Source organism: Novosphingobium kaempferiae, assembly GCF_021227995.1.
Lineage (GTDB): Bacteria > Pseudomonadota > Alphaproteobacteria > Sphingomonadales > Sphingomonadaceae > Novosphingobium > Novosphingobium kaempferiae.
On record NZ_CP089301.1, the window covers coordinates 1,973,968 to 1,998,554 of the forward strand.

General features: G+C 62.4%; 21 protein-coding genes. 11 read left to right on the plus strand and 10 right to left on the minus strand.

Annotated features, from left to right (window positions below; translation table 11 throughout):
• The first annotated feature begins 37 nt into the window (after positions 1-37).
• From LO787_RS09070 to LO787_RS09095, 6 genes are all read left to right on the plus strand, one after another.
• Complete coding sequence (locus tag LO787_RS09070) at positions 38-667, plus strand: MerR family transcriptional regulator (protein ID WP_232495517.1); 630 nt, start codon at positions 38-40, stop codon at positions 665-667.
• A 6-nt stretch (positions 668-673) separates the two neighbouring features.
• The gene (locus LO787_RS09075) at positions 674-1,234 is read left to right on the plus strand and encodes an RES family NAD+ phosphorylase (RefSeq protein WP_232495518.1); all 561 of its coding nucleotides are present in this window, start codon (positions 674-676) and stop codon (positions 1,232-1,234) included.
• Between the two features lie 137 nt (positions 1,235-1,371).
• On the plus strand, positions 1,372-2,286 hold the full coding sequence (locus LO787_RS09080; RefSeq protein ID WP_232495519.1) for a HEPN domain-containing protein: 915 nt from the start codon (positions 1,372-1,374) through the stop codon (positions 2,284-2,286).
• An 876-nt stretch (positions 2,287-3,162) separates the two neighbouring features.
• Positions 3,163-5,379, plus strand: coding sequence for a TonB-dependent receptor domain-containing protein (locus tag LO787_RS09085; protein WP_232495520.1), 2,217 nt, complete (start codon positions 3,163-3,165; stop codon positions 5,377-5,379).
• A 263-nt stretch (positions 5,380-5,642) separates the two neighbouring features.
• Positions 5,643-7,586, plus strand: a complete 1,944-nt coding sequence (locus LO787_RS09090; protein ID WP_232495521.1) for a TonB-dependent receptor domain-containing protein — start codon at positions 5,643-5,645, stop codon at positions 7,584-7,586.
• Positions 7,586-8,371 carry a class I SAM-dependent methyltransferase gene (locus LO787_RS09095; RefSeq protein ID WP_232495522.1) on the plus strand — a complete coding sequence of 262 codons (786 nt, stop codon included), beginning with the start codon at positions 7,586-7,588 and terminating at the stop codon, positions 8,369-8,371. The genes LO787_RS09090 and LO787_RS09095 overlap by 1 nt, the downstream gene beginning before the upstream one ends.
• A gap of 151 nt (positions 8,372-8,522) precedes the next feature.
• Here the strand turns inward: LO787_RS09095 and LO787_RS09100 are convergent, their stop codons facing one another.
• Positions 8,523-8,951, minus strand: coding sequence for a CHAP domain-containing protein (locus tag LO787_RS09100; protein WP_232495523.1), 429 nt, complete (start codon positions 8,949-8,951; stop codon positions 8,523-8,525).
• Between the two features lie 224 nt (positions 8,952-9,175).
• On the opposite strand from LO787_RS09100, the gene LO787_RS09105 reads away from it, so the two are divergent.
• Together LO787_RS09105 and LO787_RS09110 are read left to right on the plus strand one after the other, a co-directional pair.
• Complete coding sequence (locus tag LO787_RS09105) at positions 9,176-9,610, plus strand: helix-turn-helix domain-containing protein (RefSeq protein WP_232495524.1); 435 nt, start codon at positions 9,176-9,178, stop codon at positions 9,608-9,610.
• 15 nt (positions 9,611-9,625) lie between these two features.
• Entirely contained in the window at positions 9,626-10,153 is a 528-nt protein-coding gene (locus LO787_RS09110) for a superoxide dismutase family protein (protein ID WP_232495525.1), read from the plus strand.
• A gap of 63 nt (positions 10,154-10,216) precedes the next feature.
• Here LO787_RS09110 and LO787_RS09115 read toward each other — a convergent pair whose 3' ends face one another.
• The 4 genes from LO787_RS09115 to LO787_RS09130 are packed head-to-tail and all read right to left on the minus strand — an operon-like array spanning position 10,217 to position 13,453.
• A complete protein-coding gene (locus tag LO787_RS09115) occupies positions 10,217-11,350 on the minus strand; it encodes a CobW family GTP-binding protein (RefSeq protein WP_232495526.1) in 1,134 nt (377 codons plus the stop codon).
• Positions 11,347-11,577, minus strand: coding sequence for a hypothetical protein (locus LO787_RS09120; protein WP_232495527.1), 231 nt, complete (start codon positions 11,575-11,577; stop codon positions 11,347-11,349). Before LO787_RS09120 ends, LO787_RS09115 begins: the two co-directional genes overlap by 4 nt.
• 20 nt (positions 11,578-11,597) lie before the next feature.
• Positions 11,598-12,209 (minus strand): DUF1826 domain-containing protein, encoded by a 612-nt coding sequence (locus tag LO787_RS09125; protein ID WP_232495528.1) that lies wholly within the window; start codon positions 12,207-12,209, stop codon positions 11,598-11,600.
• Entirely contained in the window at positions 12,206-13,453 is a 1,248-nt protein-coding gene (locus tag LO787_RS09130) for a GTP-binding protein (protein ID WP_232495529.1), read from the minus strand. The genes LO787_RS09125 and LO787_RS09130 overlap by 4 nt, the downstream gene beginning before the upstream one ends.
• Before the next feature lie 67 nt (positions 13,454-13,520).
• Between LO787_RS09130 and LO787_RS09135 the strand changes: the two genes are divergently transcribed.
• Entirely contained in the window at positions 13,521-13,934 is a 414-nt protein-coding gene (locus LO787_RS09135; protein WP_232495530.1) for a MerC domain-containing protein, read from the plus strand.
• 109 nt (positions 13,935-14,043) lie between these two features.
• Here the strand turns inward: LO787_RS09135 and LO787_RS09140 are convergent, their stop codons facing one another.
• Both LO787_RS09140 and LO787_RS09145 read right to left on the minus strand, forming a co-directional pair.
• Entirely contained in the window at positions 14,044-14,460 is a 417-nt protein-coding gene (locus LO787_RS09140) for a MerR family transcriptional regulator (protein ID WP_232495531.1), read from the minus strand.
• 72 nt (positions 14,461-14,532) lie between these two features.
• Positions 14,533-16,491 carry a TonB-dependent receptor plug domain-containing protein gene (locus LO787_RS09145; RefSeq protein ID WP_232495532.1) on the minus strand — a complete coding sequence of 653 codons (1,959 nt, stop codon included), beginning with the start codon at positions 16,489-16,491 and terminating at the stop codon, positions 14,533-14,535.
• A 315-nt stretch (positions 16,492-16,806) separates the two neighbouring features.
• Here LO787_RS09145 and LO787_RS09150 point away from each other — a divergent pair, with 315 nt between their 5' ends.
• Positions 16,807-18,939: a TonB-dependent receptor gene (locus tag LO787_RS09150; protein ID WP_232495533.1), complete on the plus strand. Its 2,133-nt coding sequence runs from the start codon at positions 16,807-16,809 to the stop codon at positions 18,937-18,939.
• A gap of 496 nt (positions 18,940-19,435) precedes the next feature.
• The gene (locus LO787_RS09155; protein WP_232495534.1) at positions 19,436-20,722 is read left to right on the plus strand and encodes a class I SAM-dependent methyltransferase; all 1,287 of its coding nucleotides are present in this window, start codon (positions 19,436-19,438) and stop codon (positions 20,720-20,722) included.
• Positions 20,723-20,734: 12 nt separating this feature from the next.
• On the opposite strand, the gene LO787_RS09160 is transcribed toward LO787_RS09155, so the two are convergent.
• From LO787_RS09160 to LO787_RS09170, 3 genes are all read right to left on the minus strand, one after another.
• On the minus strand, positions 20,735-21,724 hold the full coding sequence (locus tag LO787_RS09160) for a siderophore ABC transporter substrate-binding protein (protein ID WP_232495535.1): 990 nt from the start codon (positions 21,722-21,724) through the stop codon (positions 20,735-20,737).
• 64 nt (positions 21,725-21,788) lie between these two features.
• The gene (locus LO787_RS09165) at positions 21,789-23,873 is read right to left on the minus strand and encodes a TonB-dependent receptor domain-containing protein (protein WP_232495536.1); all 2,085 of its coding nucleotides are present in this window, start codon (positions 23,871-23,873) and stop codon (positions 21,789-21,791) included.
• A 220-nt stretch (positions 23,874-24,093) separates the two neighbouring features.
• The gene (locus tag LO787_RS09170; RefSeq protein ID WP_232495537.1) at positions 24,094-24,408 is read right to left on the minus strand and encodes a hypothetical protein; all 315 of its coding nucleotides are present in this window, start codon (positions 24,406-24,408) and stop codon (positions 24,094-24,096) included.
• Positions 24,409-24,587: the final 179 nt, after the last annotated feature.

Below are 24,587 nucleotides of genomic sequence, written 5' to 3' on the forward strand. Positions count from 1 at the left end.
TGTCCAATTTTCTATATTGGAGACAGAAAGGACGATTATGGCAACGCATGCTCCATCGGCTGGCGGGCGAACTGCTCCTGCCGTAAACCTGGCCCCCAGCGACACCCTCCGCCGCAAAGCTCTGGAGAAGCTGACGCTGGCAATCGCCAAGGCAGTCGAGTCCGCGAGCGACGATACATTGGCCGATATCGTCGGAACCCAGGACCTGCGCCATGCCCTCACGATCGCTCCCCGGGATATTGCGCCGGAATCCGCTGCGGATCTGGCCGCGATCAAGGCTGCACGCGAGAATACCGCACGTTTCCGCGACGACATGGCAGTCCGCGCAGGCGGCATGCTGGAACGCGCTGACGTCGCCGAGATGCTGGGCGTCAGTGTAGCTGCGATAGAAAAGCAGCGGCAGCGCCGGCAGATCGTGGGCGTCCCTTACGGTAACGAGATTCGCTACCCCGCCGCCCAGTTCGTGGCCGGCGCAACCGTCGCGAACCTAAAGCAGTTGCTCGAAGCTTTCGGCGACACCGACCCTTGGGAGCAGCTGATGCTGCTTACGACGCCAGTCTCGGGCTATGGCCCGGATCAGGAAACCCCCTTGCAGATCCTTGCTCACAGGCCCGGTGCGGAAACACTGAAGCAACTCGTCGCGCTCGTTTCGGGCTGGGCCGCCTGACGCGTCATGGCCGTAACCTTGATGCGCCGTATTGGCGAAGGCGTACATCTGCATCGATACCATCGCGCCATTCACAGCCCGATTTTCTTTGGTCCGACTGGCGTCAAACCGGCCAACAGGTTCGACTCCCCGGATGGCAGCTACAAGACACTTTATGCTGCGCGATCCATCGAGACGGCGTTTGGCGAGACGTTCGTGCGCGTTCCCGCAAATCCTTACATACTCTCAACAACGATTGATGCGCGAGTGCGAAGCGTACTCGTGACGACGCGCACCCTCAGACTCTATCCGCTCGTGGATGCCGGGGTCTCCGCACACGGCCTGTCCTTCACCGATCTCCATGGCGACGCCTACGCGCGAACTTGGGAAATCAGCGGGCATATCCACGCGACGACGAGCGCGGACGGGATCCTCTATACCTCTCGGTTCGACAATCAGCGATGCATCGCGTTGTTCGAGCGTGCCTCCGACGCGGTTGCGGTCTCGGCCGTAAGCGCAGTACCTGTTTCGCCATCCGATGCGGAACGGTTGGCTGCCCATTTCGGGAAGACGTATGTGGCGGCCTGATCTCTCGCACGAGCTTGCCTGCCGTGCGCCAAGATTTCTCGAAGGTTCGGCCAGAACCCGTCAATACGTCCTGTTCAAGCGTCGCCATTTCATTCACGCTGAACTGCCCCCACTCCCGCCGTCCAATTGATAGAGTCATGAAGAACAGTCTCGATCATCTCCCAGCAAACAAGCAGCGTGATCTGGAGCGTATCATCCAGATCCTCTTCGAGGAATTCGATGATGCGCACGGTGATCCGACCGGGCCTCGCAAGCTCGGGCGCATTCTCAAGGTCATTCTATTCGGATCCTATGCAACTGGCCGGTGGGTGGATGAGCCTCACACGAAGCGTGGCTATCAATCCGACTACGATCTGCTGATCATTGTCAATCAGAAGGAGTTGACGGATCGGGTGGACTACTGGGTGAAGGCCGAGGATCGGCTCGACCGCGAATGGTCGATTACGCGCAGGATCAGCGCCCCAGTGAACTTCATCGTGCATACGCTACAAGAAGTGAACGATGGGCTCGCTCATGGACGCTATTTTTTCATGGACGTGGCGCGGGACGGCATCGTACTCTACCAGCTCGACGACAGCGAATTACACTCTCCCAAGCCTAAGACAGCACAGGCGGCATACGACATGGCGCTGGCATACTACGAGAAGTGGTTTGATCTCGCCGTCACATCAAAAATGACTTATCAATTTCTACACCAAAATCAGAAACATCCAGACGCTGCTTTCAATTTACAACAGGCGTGTGAACGACTATATTACTGCGTGCTCTTAGTTTACACCTTTTACACGCCATACGTTCACAACATCAAATATTTAAGAATTCAAGCAGAAAAGCTGTCTCCTCGCCTGATCGAAGCGTGGCCCCGGCCTGCGCGAAAGTCAGAAGCGATGTTTCAAAAGCTGAAGGACGCATACGTCAAATCGCGTCACTCGGACCACTTCAGGATGACCAGCGACGAATTCGACTGGCTGGCAGAGCGCGTGGAAATGCTCGGCGAAATAGTAAATGAACTCTGCCAGGAACGCTTGGCAGAATTGAAAGCAGCAATATGATCGGCTATTGCCTATAACCGATCATTCAAAATTGACCGCAATCACACAACATGTTTGCTCTTCTCCAAAGCTGATTCTGGCTCTGCCCGCGATCACCCTTCGCCCCGGGATTATGGCAATATCCCACGACCACACTCAGCGAAACCGACCCTTAGTGGCCGTTAAGGCACCGATTTTCCGTCTCCAGGTGCGGCCCGTCCGCTTTCCCATACGGGATGCTAATGACTGGCCGTAAGGAGATTGGCAGGTTTGAGACACGGACTCTGGAGTAGTTGCCATTTTTGAAGGCTCCGAGGAGTATTTGCGAGCCATCGCGTTTCGGGCATCGTTTTAAGATTCAGCGATCTGGCCGGCGAGAATAGGCCAGCAGTCGGTTGATCATACCGTTCGATGCGACTGTGGATGCGGCAGCTACTGACTAACATGCTTGGCGTTCCGTCTTGAGACGGAGGCAATGCGCGCCATTTCGAAATGGCGGCAGACAGTTAGGCAGTCACATAAAGCGTAACATTTACTACCTGGACTTGCGCGTGGAAAATTCCATGCATCTGGTAGCCATATCCATGCTGACCATGAACGATCGGCTCTCACCTTGTTCGCTGCCTAGGCCGCAGGTACTGCTGTCATGAATATCGTTAGCGCGGTGATGGGACATCGCAGTATGGAACGGGATCTCAGGAAAGTTTGACACTCCGAGGGTTAGAGGGTTCGGAGGTGCCATGGCAATGAAATGAAACAGTTCTTCATTGGACGTAATGGTATATCATCTCTATTCAACACTCCATTTCAAATGGGGTGACAATCGTGAAAGTGCATGAAATTCGCCGCGCAGCGCTGCTGCTTGCGGCCACGTCCATTGGTGCGTGCATGCCGGGTATGGCATCGGCTCAGCAGGCCGTTCCCGAGACTGAGGACGAGCAGCGCGCGCGCCGCGCCAGCGACATCGTCGTGACCGGGCGGTCGCTTGCCCCGGACGAGATTGCGACGCCGCTGCCTGTGCAGATTTTGGCTGGTGAGGAACTGGTCCATCGCCGTCAGGGCGGGCTTGGCGAGACGCTGGCAGGCATGCCGGGCATTCATCTCGACAACTTCGGCGGCGGCGCATCACGTCCGGTGATCCGCGGGCAGACGGTGCCGCGCATCGAAGTGCTGACTGACGGCGCCAACCTGTTCGACGTCTCATCCGTCTCGCCTGACCATGCCATCACTACCGACCCGCTATTGCTCGACGCGATCGAGGTCCAGCGTGGTCCTGCGGCGGTGCGTTACGGCGGCAACGCCGTAAACGGCGCGATCAACCTGATCGACAGCAAGGTGCCCAAAGCAGTACCCGCCGGCGGCCTGACGAGCGCGAGCGAGGTGCGATACGGCACCGGCGACGAGGAAAAGACCATCGTCGGCCGTATTACTGCCGGGATCGGCCAGTTCGCGATCCACGCCGAAGGATCGCGCCGCAAGGCCGGCAATTATGACGTGCCGGGCGGTTACGGCTCGGACAAGCTGCGCGATTCCTTTGCCGAGAACACGACCTGGTCCATTGGCGCGTCGTGGATCACGGACAAGGGCTACATCGGTGCCGCCTATAGCCGGATGAACAGCGAGTACGGTCTGCCGGGACACAGCCACGCGAACGGCGTGTGCCACACGCACTATTACTGGGACTACTTCGACCTGCATTGCCGCGCGCATGGTGACTATGTGGATCCGGTCACTTCGCCCGACGATCATACGGCCATGATCAAGCTGCACAGCGACCGCGCCGATCTGCGTGCAGACTACGACGACCTGCTGCCGGGCTTCAGCCATGTGCGCGTGCGCGGTTCCTACACCGACTATGCCCATGACGAGATCGACGGGCCGACCCTGTTCTCGCGCTACACCAACGAAGTCTGGGACGGACGTGTCGAACTGACCCACAAGCCGTTGCTGGGCTTTGTCGGAACGCTGGGCATTCAGTATACCGACGGCACCTTCACCGGCCTTTATGCCAACGACCTGGCCGTGCCGTTCCCCGAAAGCGGCATGGGACTTGACGGTGTCCCCGATTATCGGACCGAGAATTTAGGCATTTTCCTCAGGGAAAGCCGCTCGGTGGGGCCTGTCGATCTGGAGATCGCCGCACGCAAGGACTGGCGCAAGGTTCGCCCCAGCCCACCCCCGTTCCGCAGCACTCTCAGTGACGAAGATGCCGCGTACTACATCGATAATTGGGGACCGGATTACCTCGACTTCTTTGAAGAGAACGAACTCTTCAACTTCCACTATCAGAATCCTGCGCTCAAGCACGATCCCTTCTCGGCCTCGTTCGGTGCGACCTGGAACGTCGGCGGCGGCTATGCCGTGGCGCTATCGCTGGCCCATACCGAGCGCGCGCCCACCGTGCGCGAACTCTATGCCGCCGGGAACAATCTGGCTACGAACAGCTACGAAATCGGGCTTGCCGCGCCGCCGAGCATACTGGGTCTTCCCGGAATTCCGGACCCCGCCGGGGACGCGCTGGAGAAGAACAATTCGATCAACCTTACCTTCCGCAAGGTCGGCGGGCCGCTCGAGTTCGAGCTTGGCCTGTACCATCAGGACATCGACAATTACATCTTCGCCCGCCTGCTCGACACCGACAGCGAAACCGGCGTCGTTCACAACTGGCTGATCTACACGGTCGCCGACGCACGCTTCACCGGCGTCGACGGGCAGATCAGCTATCGCTTCACACCGCAGTCGCGCGTGACGGTGTTCGGTGACTATGTCGATGCGAAGCTGAAGAGCGAGAACGACAATCTGCCGCGCATTCCCCCCGGCCGACTGGGCGCGCGCTACGAGCACCGTGCAGGACCGCTCTCGGGCGATCTGGAATATTACCACACCTTCGCCCAGGACAAGTTCGCGTCCTACGAAACCCGCACCGGCGGCTACGACATGCTGAACGCCACGCTCAGCTATCGTTTCGATGTCGGGGTCGAGCAGTCCGTCGAGTTTTATCTGCGCGGCACCAACCTGCTGAACGATCTGGCGTTCGCGCATACCTCTTTCGTCAAGGACCAGTCGCCGCTGCGTGGTCGCAGCGTTGCCTTCGGTATGCGGCATTCCTTCTGACAGGTACTGCGACGGTCAGCAGGAAATCGCCCCTGCTGACCGCCCATGCGTCACCTTCAGGCGATGCTCATCCGGCAGAAATGATTTGCAACAAAAAAGAGGATGTTATAACATCTCTTAATGACGTAGCGGATGCCCCTCAGCCTAGAGGGGAACAATCCGGCATGAAACACGCAGTACTCCTGGCGTCTGTCGCGGGCGCCTGCATCGCGGCACCGCACGCGTTGGCGCAATCGACGAATGCCCATCGAGCCGACGACATTGTGGTCACGGCAACCGCGCTCCAGCAGCGAGCGGACGAAACGGTCACCCCGGTCCTTACCCTCGGCGGGGATGATCTCGTTCATCGTCGCCAGGCAACACTGGGAGAGACGCTTGCCGGACAGCCGGGCGTCAACTTCGACAACTTCGGCGGCGGCGCCAGCCGTCCGGTCATCCGAGGCCAGACCGCGCCGCGCGTGCAGGTATTGTCCGACGCCTCGCAGATCCAGGACGCCTCTCAGGTTTCCCCCGACCATGCCGTCGTCACCGAACCCTTGCTGATGCGCGGGATTGAAGTCCTGCGCGGGCCGGCGACGCTGCTCTACGGCGGCGGCGCAATCGGCGGCGCAGTGAACGTGCTTGACAGCAAGATCCCGACTACCCTCCCGACCGACGGGATCGAGGGCATTGCCGAAGGCCGTCTCGGCACGGCAGACAATGAGCAGTCGCTGGTGGGCGGCCTGACCGGCGCTATCGGCAATTTCGCCATCCGCGTGGAGGGCGTGGCCCGTTCCAGCGACGACTACCGCGTGCCGTCGCGCTTCGGCGAACGTCATGTCGACGGCTCGTACAATGACACATCGACCTGGTCGGTCGGCGGTGCCTGGGTGGGCGAGCGCGGCTACATCGGAGCGGCCTATACCCGGCATACAAGTGAATACGGCCTGCCCGGCCATAGCCACGACTACGAGGATTGCCACCCCCATGGCTCCAGCCTGCACTGTGGCGGGCACGACCACAGCCACGAGCATGACCACGATCATGAACACGAGCACGAGGAAGGCCACGAGGAAGTCCCCTACGTGCGCCTGCGCAGCGAGCGGATCGACATTCGCAGCGACTACGAAGAACCACTTCCCGGTTTCGAGCGGGTCCGTTTCCGTGCGGGCATCACCAAGTATCGTCATGAGGAACTGGAGCACGATGAAGTTGCGACGACGTTCCGCAACAAGGCGCACGACGTCCGCCTCGAACTGACGCACAAGCCACTCGCAGGTCTGCGCGGCACCTTCGGCGTGCAACATGCGAAGAGCGACTTCAGCGCCGTCGGCACCGAAGCCTACCTGCCCGAGAGCGAGACCACGAATACCGGCCTGTTCCTGTTCGAGACTCTGCAGTCCGGCCCCGTCCGCTTCGAGGCCGCCGTCCGGCAGGAATGGCAGAAGGTCGAGACGACACTGAACCGCCGCGCAGAGCACAACCCATTTTCGGTTTCCGGTGCAGCAATCTGGGAAGCCGGGAGTGGTTATTCGGTCGCCGTCTCGCTCGCCCGCTCGCAGCGCGCGCCCACCGCGCAGGAACTGTTCGCGCGCGGCGTGCACCTTGCGACCAACACCTATGAGGTGGGCGACGCGACGCTGGGCAAGGAAACCTCGCATTCCGTGGACGTGACGCTGCGCAAGTCGCTAGGCGATACCCACTTCACCCTGGGCGCCTATCACCAGGACTTCGACGGCTACATCTACGCCGAGACGCTGGACCGGTTCGAGGACTTCCGGCTCATCAGCTACACTGCCCACGACGCCACTTTCACCGGCATCGATGGCGAGATTCACCACCAGTTCTCGCCCGCACTCGGTCTTGCGGTATTCGGGGACTATGTGCGAGCAAAGTTCAAGGATGCGGGAGGCAACCTGCCGCGCATCCCCGCAGGACGTCTCGGCGCACGCGGCGACGTGGCGCTGGCGGGCTTCACGGTGAACGCGGAATACTTCCGCGTCTTCGAACAGGACCGCATCGCTGCCTATGAAACGCGCTCGCCCGGCTATGACATGGTGAACGCTACTGTCTCTTACAAGCTCGACCTTGGCGAGCAGTCGGCCGAGATCTATCTTCGGGGCACCAACCTGGCGAACGCTCTCGCCTTCAACCACGCTTCCTTCATCAAGGATGCATCACCGCTGCGCGGGCGCAACCTGGTGGTTGGCCTGCGGACAGTATTCTGATGACGAAGGACAAGGACAGCGTGGCTACCTCCACGCTGTTCGCCTACGTCGAGGAACTGCAGGGGGACCGGGCCTGGGGCTCGGTCCTCGATGCGGGCACCGGCTCGGGATCGATCCGCTGGGTCCAGTCGCTTCAGACGGAGCGCTGGACCGCGGTGACGGGCGCCGAGGGGCACGCCATGCAGGTGCGCGATATCGCAGAGGCTCGGCGGCGCCCCGAAGATCGCATCGTGCTCGGCAACTGGGCAGACCCTGTGCTGCTGGCGGGCGAGACTTACGACACCGTGCTGGCCGACTATCTGGTCGGCGCGATCGATGGCTTCGCGCCCTACTTCCAGGAGCGCCTGTTCGCCCGCCTGCGGCCGCTCGTGGGCGGACGACTCTACGTCATCGGCCTCGATCCCTACGTGCCTGTCGACGAACCCGCCGATCCTGCCGCGCACATCATCTGGCGTATCGGTCGCTTGCGCGATTCCTGCCTCCTGCTCGCGGGGGAGCGGCCCTATCGCGAATATCCTGCCGAGTGGGTTATGGAGGCGCTGCATCGAGCAGAATTTGCACCGATCTGTGCTCAGCGTTTTCCGATCCGCTTCGGCGCTCGTTTCGTGCAGGCGCAGATCGCGATGTGCGAGCAGCGCATTGCCCGCCTCACCGACCGAAACCTCGCATCGGCACTCGGGGATCATGCCATGTCGTTAAGAGAGGAAGCGCTATCAGCGATCGAGCGCGACGGCAGCCTTCCTTGCGGCAATGACTACGTCATCGCTGCGGAACCCCACATATGATGGTTGATGCTTCGGCACGGTCTTAGTCGTCATTTTGCTGTAGTCTGTACCCGAAATCGGAAAAAGTAATGCAGCGAAGCCGGTAGAGCATAGAGCCTATGGCTCGCCGCCGAACGGGTCGAGCCCGTAACCTGCTTATTGGCGCGCAGAGTCAGTCTGCCGCTGATGCGAATTGAGCTGCGTCGGTAGCTGCCTTTACGGATACGATCTGCATTTCTGCGTTTCCGGCAGGTTGGGGAGTGCTGTTGTAGATAAATCCGAAGACGGGATTGGTCCGTCCGCCCAGGGCGTGGATGGGTTCAAACCAGACGCGGACTTCGCTCCAGTCTCCGGCCTCCGACACATCCTCGGCCAGCGCCTGATGCTCGATCATTCCGGGCCGGGACCAGTTTGCATGGTCGAGCAGCACATGGCGCGCGTCCACGATCTCATGCACCACTGCGACGTGCCCATAGGGCATGGCGCTGGTGGAGCGGAATACCATGACTGCATCCTTGAGCGGCGTTGTCCCGCGTCGATAGACACCATCGGCCTGCTTCCACCAGGTATGCGCATTTCCGTGGATGTCGATGCCGGACACGTCGCGGGCATAGGGGACGCACTGGAGCCGGGCGAACGCCGGAGCAGGAGCCGCGAGCGGCGTCACAAGGACGCCCAGCGCAAGAAGCCAACGATTGAGCGAGCATAGGGAACGCCTTGACATACAGGGACGTTATATCGTCTCATTATCAGAAGTAACGTCGCGGAATCATCCGTTCATCGCGGGCGGGAGACCGTTTGCCTCACCGTGGATTGGGGGAGCATATGGCAGAGGATCCGACACGCACAAAAGCGCCCAAGGCACGCGCGATTCCGCCTGCACCTCGTAGTGCGAGACAACTCGATCAGATCGTGCTGTCGACATTAAAGGCGGGTCTGCCGTACTCCGCCTACGAGATAACGCGCATGGCAGCGCAGCAGGGTTCCCCTCTGTCGGCCATGCAGGCCTATCGCGTACTGGTGCGGCTTATACATCGCGGTCAGGTGATGCGGATCGAGACGCTCAACGCCTATGCGCTGGCGCCTGAACAAGGGAGCGGCTTCGTCGTGTGCAGGCGCTGCCGAACAGCCAGAACCATCGTCCTGCCGGACCGCGAGCCTGATATGCGGGCGCTGTGCGGCACCGTCGGGTTCTCCTTGTCAACCATGGTAGTGGAAGCCTCGGGCCTGTGTGCGCCGTGCCTGGGAACTTTGAAGTAAGCAAAGGAAGTGTGAATGATCCTGCGAAGTGCAACACTTGCCGCTGCCGTGCTGACGCTTGGCTGGGGCCCCTTGGCGGTAGCCGCCGACGGCGAGGCCGGGGGCACGATCTATAATGCCAGGCACAAGGCAATCGGTACGATCAGTGTCAAGGAAACGGCATCGGGTGTGCTGCTGCGCGTCGATGCACGCGGGCTGCCCGCGGGATGGCACGGCATGCATTTTCACGAGAAAGGCGACTGCAGCGATGCTGCCTTCAAAGCGGCCGGTGCGCACGTTCATTCGGTAAAGCCTGTGGTTCATGGCTTCATGGTCGAAGGCGCAAACGATGCAGGCGATCTGCCCAACCTCCATGTCGATGCCAAGGGCAAGGCGGTAGTCGAGTTGCAATCGACGCTGGCATCGCTGAAGGGCGCCGATGGCCGCCCCGCGCTGCTGGACACCGATGGTTCGGCGCTTGTCATTCACGCCAACCCCGACGACTATACGACGCAACCCATCGGCGGCGCGGGTGACCGCATCGCCTGCGCCGTGATCCGCTGAGGCGGGTTGCCTCAGATCGGCTGCTTCCGGGCGCTCCCGCCATTCGTCCCGAACCGGGCTCGCTCAGATCCGCAACAGCCCGCTGGATGGCACGTTGTCGACCAGTCCCTGAAGGCCGAACCGGGTCAGGCCGATCGTCATCAGCGCCAGCGTGCCCTGCAGTTCGTCCGGCGTGACATTGCGCGTGATGAAGACGAGCCGGGTGCGGCGATCGTCGGAGGGCCAGCCGTCCAGCAGGATCGGCGGATGGAACACGTGCTGGACGCCGTGGATCACCACCGGGCGATCCTCTCCGACGATGTTGACGATGCCCTTCACCCGCAGGATGTCCGCGCCCTTGAATGCGGCCAGAATGTCGAGCCATCGTTCGAAGGCGTGGGCCTGCAGGGGTTCATCGAAGGTGAGGCAGGTGGCGTGAATCGAACTGTCGTGCCGATTGACGTCGTGATGGTGGTGCTCATGCCCATGATCGTGCCCATGATCGTGGTGGTGCCCGTGATCCTCATAGGCCTCTGTCTTCAGCCAGCGGCGCACATCGTCGCTCCTGGTTTCGGGATTGTAGAGCCCGGCATCGAACAGCAGCGCGGCATCCACCTCGCCGTTCGTCGTCGTGACGATCGGTGCTGCCGGGTTCAAGGCGCGAAGCCTTGCTTCCAGCGCGCGGCGATCTTCGTCTGAGACGAGATCGGTCTTGGTCAGCAGGATGCGGTCGGCGACGGCGGCCTGTTTCACCGCTTCCTCGTGCGCATCGAGCGTCGCGCTGTTATTGGCGGCATCGACGGTGGCGATCACCCCGTCGAGACGATAGAGCGTCTGCAACCGCTCGTCGGTCATCAGCGTGTGCAGGATGGGTGCCGGGTCGGCGAGGCCCGTCGTCTCGATCACGACACGGTCGAACCAGCAGGTGCCGTCGCGGCTGAAGCGCCAGGGCGCATCGCGCAAAGTTGCCAGCAGATCGCCCCGGATCGTGCAGCACAGGCATCCGCCCATCATCTCGACAACCAGATCCTCTGTCGATCGTGCGACGAGGTCGTGGTCCAGCCCGACCGCTCCGAACTCGTTGATGATGACGAGCGCGCGGCTCATGCGTTCGGAGCGGACAAGGTGATTGAGCACGGTCGTCTTGCCGCTGCCCAGAAACCCGGTCAGCACGGAGACGGGGATCAGCGACTGCCCGCCGGTGAACAGCGTGCTCATTGCGGATTACCCTTCAACTCGGCACGGGCGAGCCGAAACCACTCGATGACCTGAGCGAGATGGCCCTTGCCCCAGGTCTCGATGAAGCGCTGGGTGGTATGATCGCGCGGGTCCTGCAGTGCCGCGAGGCGTGTCTCGACATAAGGCAGGGTCAGCGGAATGCGGCAAAGCTGCGTGATGCAGTGCTTCCATTCCTTGTAGTTGCGTAGCGACAGTGGAGTGGTCATCGCAAAGCGGCTTCCAGGTTTTAGGTGGTGTGCGCCGGGGACGGCAGGTCGAGCACAAGGAGAAGGCGCGCCACGCCTGTTCCTGAGATCGGCGGCGAACGATGGAGGATTGCCGGAGTCTCGGCCCAGACGCGGCCCTTGAACATTCCGACATCGCCGGCGCGCAGGTGGTTGATCGGGGCATCTGGCCCAGCCTCCGCTTCGATCCATTGCGTGCCGGGCTCGGTGAGCGGCATCAGCAGGCGGGCCTTGACGTTGTCCATGTGGAACTTGCGGCAGGCATCGGTCTCGACGATCTCAAGCCGCATGCGGATGGAACCGACGTCCATGATCCGGGCATAGCTGCGGGCGAGGCCAGTGATCTCCAGAGCCAGCGCGGTATGCGAACCTTCGGGGTAGCCTGCTTCGACCAGCGCGGCAGGCAATGTGGAGGTCAGGCTTTCCACTACCAGAGTCTCCTGCACATCGTCGATCTCGTCGAAATCGAGCGTGTCGAGCCAGTCCAGATCATTCGGGCGGGGCCGTTGCCACAAGGCGAGTTGGACATGGCTGTCATGGATGCGGCCAAGCACGGCCGGATCTTCATCGGCGATCCACGCGGCGCGAGTGCGGTCGAGCGTCGTGATGCTCACTCTGCCGCCTCCATCGCCTGCTCGCCCCAGGCGGGGAACGGATCGCGCAGATCCTGCCACCGGGCGGGCGTGAAATCGTCGACCGGCAGCAGGCAGGCATCGAGCCGGGTGCGAATGCGGACCTCGTCCATGCCGATGCCGATGAACACCAGTTCCTGCCGTCGGTCGCCCCAGGTCTGGTCCCAGTGCCGCGCGACGAACGTCTCGAAGCGATCGTCCTCGGGCCACTGGTTCTTGGGAATGCTGCCCCACCAGCGGCCCATCCGCGAGGTCATGGTCTGCGCGCCCGCGACGGCCAGTTCACCCACCCAATCGGGCCGTGTCGCCAGCCAGAAATGGCCCTTGGCACGGACCACCGCATCAAGCCCGTCGCCGGTCAGGAAGGCGTAGAACCGCGCAGGATCGAACGGGCGGCGGGCGCGGTAGACGAAGCTCTCGATCCCGTACTCCTCGGTCTCGGAAACGTGTTTGGCATAGCCATAGAGTTCCTTGGCCCAGAGCGGGTTCTGCGCTGCCTTCTCCTCGTCGAACAGGCCGGTATCGAGGATCGCATCGAGCGGGGCGCGGCCCTGGTCGCAGGTCAGGATGCGCGCGTCGGCATTGAGGCTGGCTACCAGCTTCTTGACCACCGCCAGTTGCTCGGCAGTGACGGACGATGCCTTGTTGACGATCACGACGTCGGCGAACTCGATTTGCTCGACCAGCAGGCCGACAAGGCTGCGGGTGTCGTCTTCGCCCAACGCCTCGCCGCGATCGGCAAGGAAGTCCTGACTGGAATAGTCTTTCAGCACGTTGATCGCATCGACCACGGTGACCATCGTATCGAGCCGGGCGACATCGCCAAGGGACAGCCCGGCCTCATCCCGGAACGAGAAAGTACTGGCGACCGGCAGCGGCTCGGAAATCCCGGTGCTCTCGATCACCAGATAATCGAAACGGCCCGCCGCGGCGAGCGCGCGCACTTCCTGCAGCAGATCATCGCGCAAGGTGCAGCAGATGCAGCCGTTAGTCATCTCGACCAGCGTTTCTTCCGATCGCGCCAGCGCCGCATCACCGCCGCGTACAAGGTCGGCGTCGATGTTCACCTCGGACATGTCGTTGACGATGACCGCCACGCGCCGCCTCTCTCGGTTGGCGAGGATATGGTTGAGCAGCGTCGTCTTGCCCGCCCCGAGAAAGCCGGACAGGACGGTGACGGGCAGCTTCCCGCCATCGGCGGGCGAGGGAGTGCGAGAGAGAGTCATGGAGCCTCTTGCCTTTAATGTTACGGTATATCATTACGCGACAGCAAGGCGCGTGAAAAGGCTTAAAATGAAAAAGGAATCCCGACCTGCCGTGGGCAATTGGCTCGACGGCGCTGCAACCTGCGCTTCCGCCGCTTGCCTCATTCACTGCCTCGTACTGCCGTTGATCATCGCCGCCTTGCCCAGTCTTGCCGGAAGCATCGATCCGGGAGAGCGCTTCCACACTCTCCTTCTGGCATTCGCGATTCCCACCAGCGCGCTGGCACTTGTTCCCGGTTGGCGTTCCAGCGGGGCGGTCGGACCGCTGGCATGCGGATTGATCGGGCTTGTCCTGCTTGCGGTCGGTGTCGCCATGGAGGGCAGCGAAGCTGCGGAGACCGCAGTGACGGTTACGGGCAGCCTGCTGCTTGCAGGGGCCCACCTTGCCAACTGGCGGCTAAGGCAGGCCCGCTGCCCTGGCGGCAGCGACTGCTCCTGCTGACCGGTGGCATCCAGACGGCCCGCCGGGTGCCGCGTCACTCCGGCCCGGTTTAGCCGAAGACCATGGCGCGATGCGCCGGAATTGCGGCGATAAAACAATCAGCCATGGATCAACCGGCGCTGTGGGGTTTGCAAACCGGGCCAAGTGCTTCGATGATCCGGCAGTCAGCGACGATCCCGCCATCGCAGGAATCGATCACCCGCTTGAGTTCCCTGCGAAGCGCAGCAAGATCCGCCAGCTTGCGCTCCACTTCCACCAGATGCTCCTTCGCGATAGCATCGATGCCTGCGCAGTCGCAGCTGCGATCCCCCGATATGCCGAGCAACGCGCGAACCTGATCGAGCGAAAATCCCAGGTCGCGGGCGCGGCGGATGAAGGACAGGCGGCCAAGTTCAGCCTCACCATAATCGCGGTAATTGCCCGCCGTTCGTGCCGGCCTGGGAAGCAGGCCGATGCGTTCATAATAGCGGATCGTCTCGACCTTGGTGCCGGTTACCTTGCCCATATCTCCGATCGTGAGTGCCATGCTTTTGCCCCTTTAGTCACTGCAAGCCGCATAGGGCCTGCCGGCAGATACGGCGCAAGTTTGCCCCACCCCTTATTCGGCGCCAAACCGGATCCGCACCCCTCCGTTTACCGTGAATCCATCGGTCGGTGCCCAGGCATCGACCGTCCATGCTCCCGTCGGTGCCCGTCGGGACAACAGCAGCGGGTCGTACTTCGTCTGTCGCACGTTCAGCAGATTTTCCGCGTTCGCGAACAGGCTGACCCTGCCCAGCGCCAGTTCCCCCATCGCACCGAGGAGGACGTAGGGTTTGCCGCGCGTCCGATAGGGATTGTCGTCAAGCGACTGGCGCCCGGTGTAGTAGGCCTCGACCCCGAACCGCCCTCGCCCTTCCTTTTCCCACATGCCGACCAGCCCCACGGCGTCGCGCGGCGTCAGCGGCACCGTTCGCCGACCATCCCCATCGGGATCGGGCTCGCTCGCGACGACGTGCACGTAACTGGCGGTAAGCGACACGGCATCCCACCGATAACGCAGCAGCACTTCCGCACCCCGTGTGCGGGTGACGCCCTCGGCGCTGACCAGCGTGACATGCTCGTCGTCGACGACCTGCAACTGCTGGGCATGGTCGATATCGGACGCGAAAAAGCTGAAGTTTGCTTCGACAGGGCCGCTGGCATAGCCGAAGTCGATCGAACTGCTGTCGGCGATCTCGGCCTTCAGCTTGCCGTAGGGCGCGAGGCGCGACAGGCCGTTCGCCTCGGTCTCCTCTACGAATGGCGTCGGTGCATAGAAGCCGCGTCCCAGCGAAGCGCGGATCGTCCACGGTCCGGGGCGATAAAGTGCCGACAGCCTTGGGCTGAGATGCGAGCCGTATTCGCTGTGCGCATCCCAGCGCGTGCTTGCCGCCAGTGTCAGGTCGGCGGCAACCTCATGCTCTCCCTGCACGAACAGGGCGGGCACGAAGTAACTGTAGTCGAAATCCGCGAAAGCCTTCGAGCGATAATCGTCGACCTGGATCGCGACGCCTGCCAGCCAGTTCGTTGCCCCAACTCGCCCGCCGACGGAAGCCTCGGCCAGTGCGGTGCGGTGGCGGTCGTGCTCCACCGTGTCACCGAAGACATGGCGGTGCAGCTGTGTAACGCCTGACGCGCGCAGATGCAGGGTGCCGAGACCTTCGAGCGGCATCTCAGCGGTCAGGCCGAGATCATAGCGGCGGCTGCGCAGGGTTTGCGCGAACGGCGCGCCGTCAGGCATGGCGGCTCCGGGCATGGTGCCGCCATCGCGCTGCTCGGCCATGGTGCCGAACGTCAGCAGCGCATTTGTGCCGTCGGCCGCGTCCAGAAACAGCCGCGGGCGCACGGCAAAGCGCTCATATCCGGGCATGTCCGCCCAGCCGTCGTCGTTCAGGTCGCGACGGCTCTGGCGGTCGTAGCCGGCGGTGAGCGAAGCGCTCAACGTGCCCGTCAGCGGCGCCGCGACATAACCCGTCGCGTCCAGCCCATCGCGGCTGGTGGCGTTGAGCAGCAGTTCGCCCTGCGGCGCGGTCTGCGGACGGCGGGATACGAGATTGATGACACCCCCCAACGCGGACGGCCCATAAAGCGCCGAAGTCGCCCCCTTGATGATCTCCACCTGCCCAAGATCGGTGGGCGGAATCTGCAGGAGGCCGATCGAGGGTGTCTGCCCGCCGTAAAGCGGCAGCCCATCCGCTAGTATCTGCGTGTAGCGCCCCTTCAACCCCTGTATCCGCACATTGGCGGCGCCCAACGCAGATGAAGTCGTCTGCACGCGCACGCCCGGCGTCTCGCTGACCAGCATGGCGATGTTGCCGGGACGCATCAGGAGCTTCTCCTCGATCTCCTCGCGATTGATGACATCGACCCTGATCGGCTCATCCTGCACGCGGCGACCGTTGCGTGTCGCCTGCACGACGATTTCGGTCTCTTCATCCGCCTGCGGCTCCTCCTGCGCGTGAAGGCCCTGCGGCAATGCCAAGCCGATCGCGAGCGCCAGCGTGCTCAGACGGTACGAGTATCCATTCGAGATCAATTGCTGCCGCCCCGGTAACGCCCGTCGAGGGAGCATCGATAGTCCCTGTAGCAGCTACAGGGTCAATGCCCTGTTCACTCTTTCCCGAGATTTTCGAGAGCAGCAGTTCGAGCTGCCTGTTGCGGCACCAAATCGCGGCGACCGGGCGAGGCGGTAGCCACTCAGCTTTTCAGCTTGGGACACAAGGGAGAAACCATCAGGACACGATGTTGTAACATTACATGGATCACGCTAAAGCCTGCATCGACCTCCCGAGTCCCGGCGGCACGGGTAAGTCATGATATGTTACACCATCCCTCCCAAGGTATCAGGTCCATGAAATTTCAGCTTCTCACGGGTTGCGCACTGAGCGTCCTGGCGCTTCCCGTCGTTTCCCATGCCCAGTCCGCGCCCGACGCCTCCACAGACACGTACCACCAGTCCGCAGGTTCCGAGATCATCGTAACCGGCGTGCTGCCGACCCGGCGTCAGGACATGCTGTCCAGCGTCGCGGTCGTTCAGGGCAAGGATCTGGCGCAGGCGATGCGGCCCTCGATCGGCGAGACGCTGGAGCATGAACCCGGCGTCTCGGCCACGTCCTTCGGGCCCAGCGCGTCGCGCCCGGTACTGCGCGGCCTGCAGGGGGAGCGCGTACGCGTGCTGACCAACGGCCTCGGCTCGATCGACGTGTCTAACACCTCGGTTGACCATGCAGTCGTCGTAAACCCGTTGCTGGCCGAGCGCATCGAGGTGCTGCGCGGGCCGCAGTCCCTGCTTTACGGCTCATCCGCGATCGGCGGTGTCGTGAACGTCATCGACAAGCGGATACCCACCGCAGTGCCGAGCGAGCCGGTCCATGTCGACGCGATGGGGACTTACGGTTCGGCCGCCAATGAACGCTCGGGCTCCGCCTCGATCGACGTGCCGCTAAGCAACGGCCCTGATGGCGGCTGGGTCGCCCACGCCGATGGCAGCTACCTCAAGAGCGACAACGTGCGCATCGGCGGCCATGCCCTCACCCCGGCACTGCGCGACCAGGCCATCGCGACGAGCCTGCTGCCCGCCGAAGAGCCCGAGGATGGCGAGGAAGCGATCGACTACGCCGCCAATGCTGCGGTCAAGGGCAAGCTGCCGAATTCGGCGGCAAAGACCTGGACCGCCGGCGCCGGTCTTGCCTACATCGGCACCGGCGGCAACATAGGGGTGTCCTACAGCCACTACGACAGCCTGTACGGCGTACCGATCCGCTTCGCCACGCAGCAGGGCGACGAGCAGGAAGCGCCCCGCCTCAGCATGAAGCAGGACCGCATCGACATGCGCGCCGAACTCGACGGCGACGGCAACGTGCTCGACAAGGTATCGCTACGCCTCGGCTATGCGGACTATACCCATGCAGAACTCGAGGAAGACGGCTCGGTCGGCACCGCGTTCTACAACAAGGGGATGGAGGGCCGTCTCGAATTCACGCAGGCGAAGCACGGTGCGTGGCACGGCGTCACCGGCGTGCAGCTTTACAACCGCGACTTCAACGTCATCGGCGAAGAAGCCTTCCTGCCGAAGAATACCACCACCCAGGTCGGCCTGTTCACCCTGCAACAGCTGGACTACGGCCCGCTCAAGTTCGAAGCCGGCGGCCGCTACGAGCATACCCACCTGTCTGCCAGCCCGCTGAGCGATCAGGAGCAGTTCTTCGACGGCAGCCGCAGCTACGATGCGTTCTCCGGCTCGATCGGCGGCTCCTATGGCCTGAACGACAACTGGCGCGTCGGCCTCAACCTGTCGCACACAGAGCGCGCGCCGTCCGGCGAGGAGATCTTCGCCAACGGTGCGCACGCAGGCACGCAGGCATTCGAGGTCGGCAATCCGGACTTCAAGCTGGAAAAGGCCAACAGCATCGAGGCAATCCTGCGCGGCAGCGGCGAGAACTACACCTTCGAGGCATCGGCCTATCACACCTGGTTCTCGAACTTCATCTACGAGGATCTGACCGGCGCGGAGGAGGACGGCCTGCCCGTTTACCAGTTCCGTCAGGCCGACGCGCGCTACTACGGTTTCGAGGCACAGGGCTCGCTCACCCTAGCCCGCTTCGGCGACGCCAAGGTGGTGGCGGACGCGCTTGGCGACTACGTCCATGCGCAAGTCAGGAACGTCGGCCCCGCGCCGCGGATCCCGCCGCTGCGTGTGCTCGGCGGCCTGAGCTATCAGGCACCCATGTTCGACATCCGCGGCGAAGTGGAGCGCGTCACCAGGCAGGACCGCACGTCCGAATTCGAGACTCCGACCCCTGGCTACACCATGGTGAACGCGGAAGTGAACATCCGTCCCTGGGGCGACGAGCGACCGCTCAGCTTCGCGCTTTCGGCCAACAACATCTTCGATGTTGCCGCTCGTCGCGCGTCGTCGTTCCTCAAAGACTACTCGATGCTCGCCGGTCGCGATATCCGTGTCAGCGCTCGGGTCAGCTTCTGACGGCAAGGATCGGGGCGGCGTTCAGGCCGCCCCGAAACCGCGAAATGCCAGCATCATCGCATCATGAACGCCGCGTGCACCGTCATGAGGAAGGCAGGCCGTTGGTGGAAGCGATTTTAGAGCGATAGCAACATATCTGCTTCCGGCAGAGTATGAAGTGACGCGACGTCGTGCGGCAGGCCTGCACGACTTGCCAGACGATCAATTTCCACTCCCTGCTCATCGAACTGGACGTGCAGATCTGCCGCAGCCGGCTCCCATGTAAGACATCACGCCTTCAACGACGGCGGGCGACCGCTAAGTCCGCCAGGCGAACGAGGCCAAAGCGCTCGAATAGCTCGGGGATGTGACAGGCGCCCGAGCGCTTTCGTGTCGTCTTGTGCTTGCTGCGCAGCATGCCGCCATTCTAACTTTTTCGACCATCTCGCCGTTGGCTATTGAGGCCACCTGGTGCAGCCCTTAGGGCAAGGATACGAGGCACCATCGTGGACATTGAATGACTTGGACTGACGGTTACATCAGCGATGTTCGCTATCCGGCATTTTTTTACAAGGAAATGCAGCCGCTCTGGCTGACTACGGTGGCCAGTCTTCTCGGCGTCACGGCGCCCATGCCGCACATGCCCTTCGTCCTGTGCGAACTGGGCTGTGGCGTTGGCATCAACCTGCTGGTATCGGCCGCGTGCCATCCGCAGGCGCAGTTCGTCGGCGTCGATTTCAACGCGGACCACCTCGCCTTCGCCCATGCGGCGGCGGAGCATTGCGGGCTCGACAATGTAGAGTTCGTGCACGCCGACTTCTCGACTTTCGCGAAGGCCAACGAACGTACTTTCGATTTCGTTACCAGCCACGGCGCCTGGTCGTGGATCGCGCCCGAACACCGCGCGGCGCTGCTCGACTGCGTATCGCAGGCGTTGAAGCCGGGCGGACTGTTCTATCTGCACTACATGTGCCACCCTGGCTCGACCGAGATGTTGCCGTTGCAGCACCTGCTCAACCTCTGCGCGCACCACATGCCCGGCCCGTCGCCGCGCAAGGCGCAGACGGGCATGATGCTGGTGCAGCAATTGCTGCAGGGCGGCCTATACGCGGACAAGCCGGCGATGCTGGTGCATGTTGCCAATCTGGCGCGGCGTGAGCCCGCCGATCTGGCCCACGAATTCCTCACCGACCACTGGACGCCGCAGCATTCGGTGGACGTCCATCAGCAAGTGGCAGAGACGGGCCTCGCGTTCCTGGGTAGCGCGGACGTGTTCAACAATCTGGACCTGTCGCTGTCGATCCCCGGCAGACTACAGGACATCGTCCGGCGAACCGCCGTGCCCGCACTGGCGGAAACGCTCAAGGACATGGCAAGGGGCGCGCATCAGCGCATGGATATGTTCCAGCGGGACGCAGCGGCGCCTGGCGCACAGGCGATGCTCGAAGGCCTGCGCGGCGCGCGGTTCCGCCTGCTCCCCGGCGCTCCGGCCAAGGGACCGGTTACGTTCACGACGCCGATCGGCCCGATCACCGGACCGGAAGCGGTGTTCACGTCGCTGCTCGAGCGCCTCGCCTCGGGGCCGGCGAGCTGGGAAGAACTGCTTGCCCTGCCGGTGTTCTCGGGCAATGCCGGGATGCTGCTGCAGTCGCTGCAATTGCTCATGATGCAGGGGCTTGCGCATCCGGCGATGTATGTGCCGCCCTCGGCACAGGTCCGCGCCCAAGCCCTCTCGCAGTGGTTCGAGAGCAACGGCATCGCACTCACCGTCCTCCCGGACTGCGCTACTGCCGTTGCACCCTGATCGGCCGGAAGGTCAGCCGGCGCCGGCCTTGAGTACCGCTGTGGTATCGACCGCGCTCTGCGACAGGGCATCGATGCCCGCGCCGACAAGATACCACGTCTTGGGATCGAGATAGACCACGCGCCCGGCCTTCCAGGCCTTGGTGGCGGACACTCGCGCATCGGCACCGAGCGTTTGTGCGATCGTGCTCGGCTTGTTGCCGGTCGCGGCATTGCGGTCGATCACGAAAAGCCAGTTCGGCTCGCTTCCGAGCGCCTTGACCAGAGTCTCCTGCTGGAGCTTGCGCGCGGCCGCGGCCTCGGGAGAACCGGCGACAGGACGCGGACCGGAAGGTGCAGGCGCAGCAGGCGCGACGGCAGGGCGAATGCCAACGAAGTCGTAGACATGGCCGAACCGATCACCCGGAGCATGGACCATGACACCCTGCCCGGCAGCGAACAGGACCAACCCCGTGCCCGCCCCGGCGGCCTGCGCACGCAACTGCGCGAGCACGGCCTCGAACCGGGCGACGCTGGCATCAGCGCGATCGGAGACGCCGAACAGCGTGCCCAGCTTGCGCGTACTGGCGATCGCGGTCGCGGCCAGGTCCTTGTCCGAGGAGGACATGTCGATCGTCGGTCCGATCGCGGCGACTTCGTCGTACTTCTTCGCCGAGCGCCCGCCGATCACGATCAGGTCAGGCTGGAGTGTGCGCAGAGCGGCGAGGTCCGGCTCGAACAGCGTACCGACGTTGCTGTACTTCGCATCGCCGAAGCCCGCGATGTGCGGCGGGAAATTGCCCTTGCCCTCAGCGCCTTTGGGCACGCCGGCAACGGCATCCACCTGCAGCGCATGGAGAATGTCGAGCGTGGCGAGATCGTAGACCGCCACTTTTTGCGGTACGGATTTGAGCACCGTCTCGCCCTTGGCGTGAGCGATGGCGATGTCCTTGCCCATGGCGGGGCCCATCGCGGGAGCGGAGACGCAGGCCATGCCGATGAGCATGGCCGCAGCGGACTTCATGATGGTCGTTCTGGAAATCGGCATGGCAACTGCCTTTCGCTTGGCGGAACCGGGGCTCAGGTTTTTAGAAATCGACGCTCAACGAGGCGCTGAAGCGGCGACCGTCGAGGACGTAGGCATAGCCCTCTTCCGCCGTGACTTTCTTGTTGGTGAGGTTGTAGACGCCTACATTCAGTCGCAAGTCGCGCTTTGGCTTGATGACGACGCCAAGGTTGTAGAACGTGTAGGGCGGATAACGGAAATCGTTGGTTCCCGAACCGCTCGAATTGGTTGTGCGGCCCGAGGTCTTGCCGCGATAGTTCAGCTGGCCCCAGAGGTTGAAGTTGCGGCTCGCCTTCCAGTCCAGCGAAGCGTTGAACATGTGCTCGGGGATGTCGTTGAGCGGCTTGCCCTTGTTCGTGCCCGAGGTCTGCTCGGTCTCGGAATATGTGTAGCTGTGGCGGTAGCGCAGGCCATTCATGACGTTCCAGTCGACCGTCCACTCCACGCCCCGGAGCCGCGCCGTATCGACGTTCTCATAGGTGGTGTAGCCGAACTGGTGCGCCGGATAGGTGACGCCGCCATATTCGCAGACCACGTTCTGCGCGCAGATGCGGCCGGTGCGCAGGAGCTTGTCCTTGAAGTCGCTCTGGTATGCGGTCAGGCTGGCAGAGATGCCCGCGCCCTTGTTCACGTAGCTGACGCCTGCCTCGTAGTTCATCGTCTTTTCCGGCTTGAGGTCCGGATTGCCGATGATCACGCCGCCCATCGAGGTCGAGCCGAAGTCGGTTGCGGCCGACCGCAGGCTGGGCACCTTGTAACCCGACGTGATGCCGCCCTTGATGGTGAAACTGTCAGTCATGTTGAACACTGCGTAAGCCTTAGGGCTGAAGCGCGTGCCGAAGTTCTCGCTGTGGTCGACGCGACCGCTGAGCAGCAGCGAGAGGTCATCGACGATTTCCCAGTTGTCTTCGAGGAACGCCGCGTACTGCTTGCGGTCCATCGTGACGACGTCGGTGGGAACCACGAAGCCTGGCAGGTTGAGGCCGTTGGTGGCACCGTCCTGAAGCTTCTCATGAAAGTAGTTGATCCCGCCCACGACCTTGTGGCGAGACAACTGCAGCGCGGCCTGCGTGTTGGCGACGAGGGTGTCGAAGTCGATGCCGTTGCCCGTCGTTGCGTTCACGCGGGTCGGGTTCTTGGAAGTGTCGTAAGTGACGTAGCTGTTCCACACCAGATTGCCGAAGTCACCCTCGTGCGTGACGAAGAAGTTATCGCGCAGCGTCTTGGTGTACGTCGCGTCCTCACCTTCGGCCAGGCTCTTTCCGGGATTGGCGGTGCGCTCCTGGATCGTGTGGCCCGCGCCCGCAGTGAAAGTATTCGCGTCGTCAAGGCGGAAGCTGAGCTTGGCGGCGATATTCTTGCGTTTGAACTCGGGGTCGGCTGCCGCGCTATCGTCCCCGCCGACGAAATCGGCTTCGTCCTGATAGCGCAGCCCGCCGGTGACCTGCAGCGACAGGCGATCCCTGATCATCGGGATGTTGAGGGCAAGGCTGGCATTGACGCCGTCATTCGTCACGTCATTGCCCGGACCGGACTTGATGTATTCCGTCGTGAAGCTGCCACCGAAGTCGTTCATCACCTTCTTGGTGATGACGTTGATGACACCGCCGATGGCATCGGATCCGTAAAGCGAGGATGCGGGACCGCGAATGACCTCGATGCGTTCGATCGAGTCCAGTGGCGGCAGGAAGTTGATCGGCGTACCCGCCTGCTGCCCGTTCAGACCGAAGGCTTGGTTGTCCTGCATGCGCTTGCCGTCGACGAGAAACAGCGTGTAGTCCGAGCTCATGCCGCGGATCATGACCGACTGTTCAACACCGCCGCCCTGAATGTGGACGCCAGGCACGTTCATCAGAACGTCTGTGATGTCGGTGTAGGACCGCTGCTTGATCTCGTCGGCAGTGATCACCGAGATCGTCGCAGGCGCGTCCTGCACGTTGAGTTCGTAACCCGTCGCCGAAACGACGATATCCGAAGGAATGTCCCCGACGCGGGAATAGGAACTGCCTGCCTGGGCATCAGCCTCGGCGGCAGCGACGAGCTGTGGCATGGCCAGAACGCTGGCGAGCGAAGTTGTAGCGAGAATACGCTTGCGAAATCCTGTCAATGTAATCCCCCGTTTAAAAAAGGCGCGACATTTCATGTCGCTCTGATGGAGCGACATGAAACTCGGCCACTGCCCCTCCCAAGGACAGTTCAGCTCTCAGCCCTGAAAGTTGCTAATGCGAATTGATCGCAGCCACTATGTAGAAGCTTGTTATGTGGCAACGATCAAAAATGAATATCGACAATTCATCGAGCCCTCGGTGCTTTCCCTTATTCGATACTCAGCATTTGGCCCCAACGGGACTGGCAGGCTCCGGATTTCGAACGCGGGATAGCAGCCACCGTCGCACGCGCCGCTCGCGGCGGGAAAGTAATTCAGCTTCCTCAACCAACGTCGCATGCTGGAGGGTAAGCGGCGGCAGTTGAATGCCCAGCGCGTTGAGGGTGCCAGCGGAGTGAACGACTGCGAGCGTCAGCGTGGCGTCGCTGTGAAATGACTTCGTGTAGCCCAGAACCTGCTGCGCCTGCGCCAGCCAGGAAAGCAGCAACAGCTCGTCATTGCCGAGCCAGATTGTGCCCGGGACATTGACGCGCATGCCAGCGCGGTACGCCAAGTCGCGTAGCCGATCAAATTGTGCAGCATAGAGGACCGGCGTTCGATCATCGGTCTGATCTCCCCGCAGCATCCGGATGACGCGCTCTTCGGTAAACGAACAGCGTTCAGCGCCATTGCCGTTCGTCGCGGCAATCCTCGGGCGATTGTTGCCAGTGAGAG

What these genes read in the sequence shown, in the direction of transcription:
- LO787_RS09070 (WP_232495517.1), top strand. Translation starts at nt 38, where the DNA reads ATGGCAACGCATGCTCCATCGGCTGGCGGGCGAACTGCTCCTGCCGTA.
- LO787_RS09075 (WP_232495518.1), top strand. Translation starts at nt 674, where the DNA reads ATGGCCGTAACCTTGATGCGCCGTATTGGCGAAGGCGTACATCTGCAT.
- LO787_RS09080 (WP_232495519.1), top strand. Translation starts at nt 1,372, where the DNA reads ATGAAGAACAGTCTCGATCATCTCCCAGCAAACAAGCAGCGTGATCTG.
- LO787_RS09085 (WP_232495520.1), top strand. Translation starts at nt 3,163, where the DNA reads ATGGCATCGGCTCAGCAGGCCGTTCCCGAGACTGAGGACGAGCAGCGC.
- LO787_RS09095 (WP_232495522.1), top strand. Translation starts at nt 7,586, where the DNA reads ATGACGAAGGACAAGGACAGCGTGGCTACCTCCACGCTGTTCGCCTAC.
- LO787_RS09105 (WP_232495524.1), top strand. Translation starts at nt 9,176, where the DNA reads ATGGCAGAGGATCCGACACGCACAAAAGCGCCCAAGGCACGCGCGATT.
- LO787_RS09110 (WP_232495525.1), top strand. Translation starts at nt 9,626, where the DNA reads ATGATCCTGCGAAGTGCAACACTTGCCGCTGCCGTGCTGACGCTTGGC.
- LO787_RS09115 (WP_232495526.1), bottom strand. Translation starts at nt 11,350, where the DNA reads ATGAGCACGCTGTTCACCGGCGGGCAGTCGCTGATCCCCGTCTCCGTG.
- LO787_RS09120 (WP_232495527.1), bottom strand. Translation starts at nt 11,577, where the DNA reads ATGACCACTCCACTGTCGCTACGCAACTACAAGGAATGGAAGCACTGC.
- LO787_RS09130 (WP_232495529.1), bottom strand. Translation starts at nt 13,453, where the DNA reads ATGACTCTCTCTCGCACTCCCTCGCCCGCCGATGGCGGGAAGCTGCCC.
- LO787_RS09135 (WP_232495530.1), top strand. Translation starts at nt 13,521, where the DNA reads ATGAAAAAGGAATCCCGACCTGCCGTGGGCAATTGGCTCGACGGCGCT.
- LO787_RS09140 (WP_232495531.1), bottom strand. Translation starts at nt 14,460, where the DNA reads ATGGCACTCACGATCGGAGATATGGGCAAGGTAACCGGCACCAAGGTC.
- LO787_RS09150 (WP_232495533.1), top strand. Translation starts at nt 16,807, where the DNA reads ATGAAATTTCAGCTTCTCACGGGTTGCGCACTGAGCGTCCTGGCGCTT.
- LO787_RS09155 (WP_232495534.1), top strand. Translation starts at nt 19,436, where the DNA reads ATGACTTGGACTGACGGTTACATCAGCGATGTTCGCTATCCGGCATTT.
- LO787_RS09160 (WP_232495535.1), bottom strand. Translation starts at nt 21,724, where the DNA reads ATGAAGTCCGCTGCGGCCATGCTCATCGGCATGGCCTGCGTCTCCGCT.
- LO787_RS09170 (WP_232495537.1), bottom strand. Translation starts at nt 24,408, where the DNA reads ATGCGCGTCAATGTCCCGGGCACAATCTGGCTCGGCAATGACGAGCTG.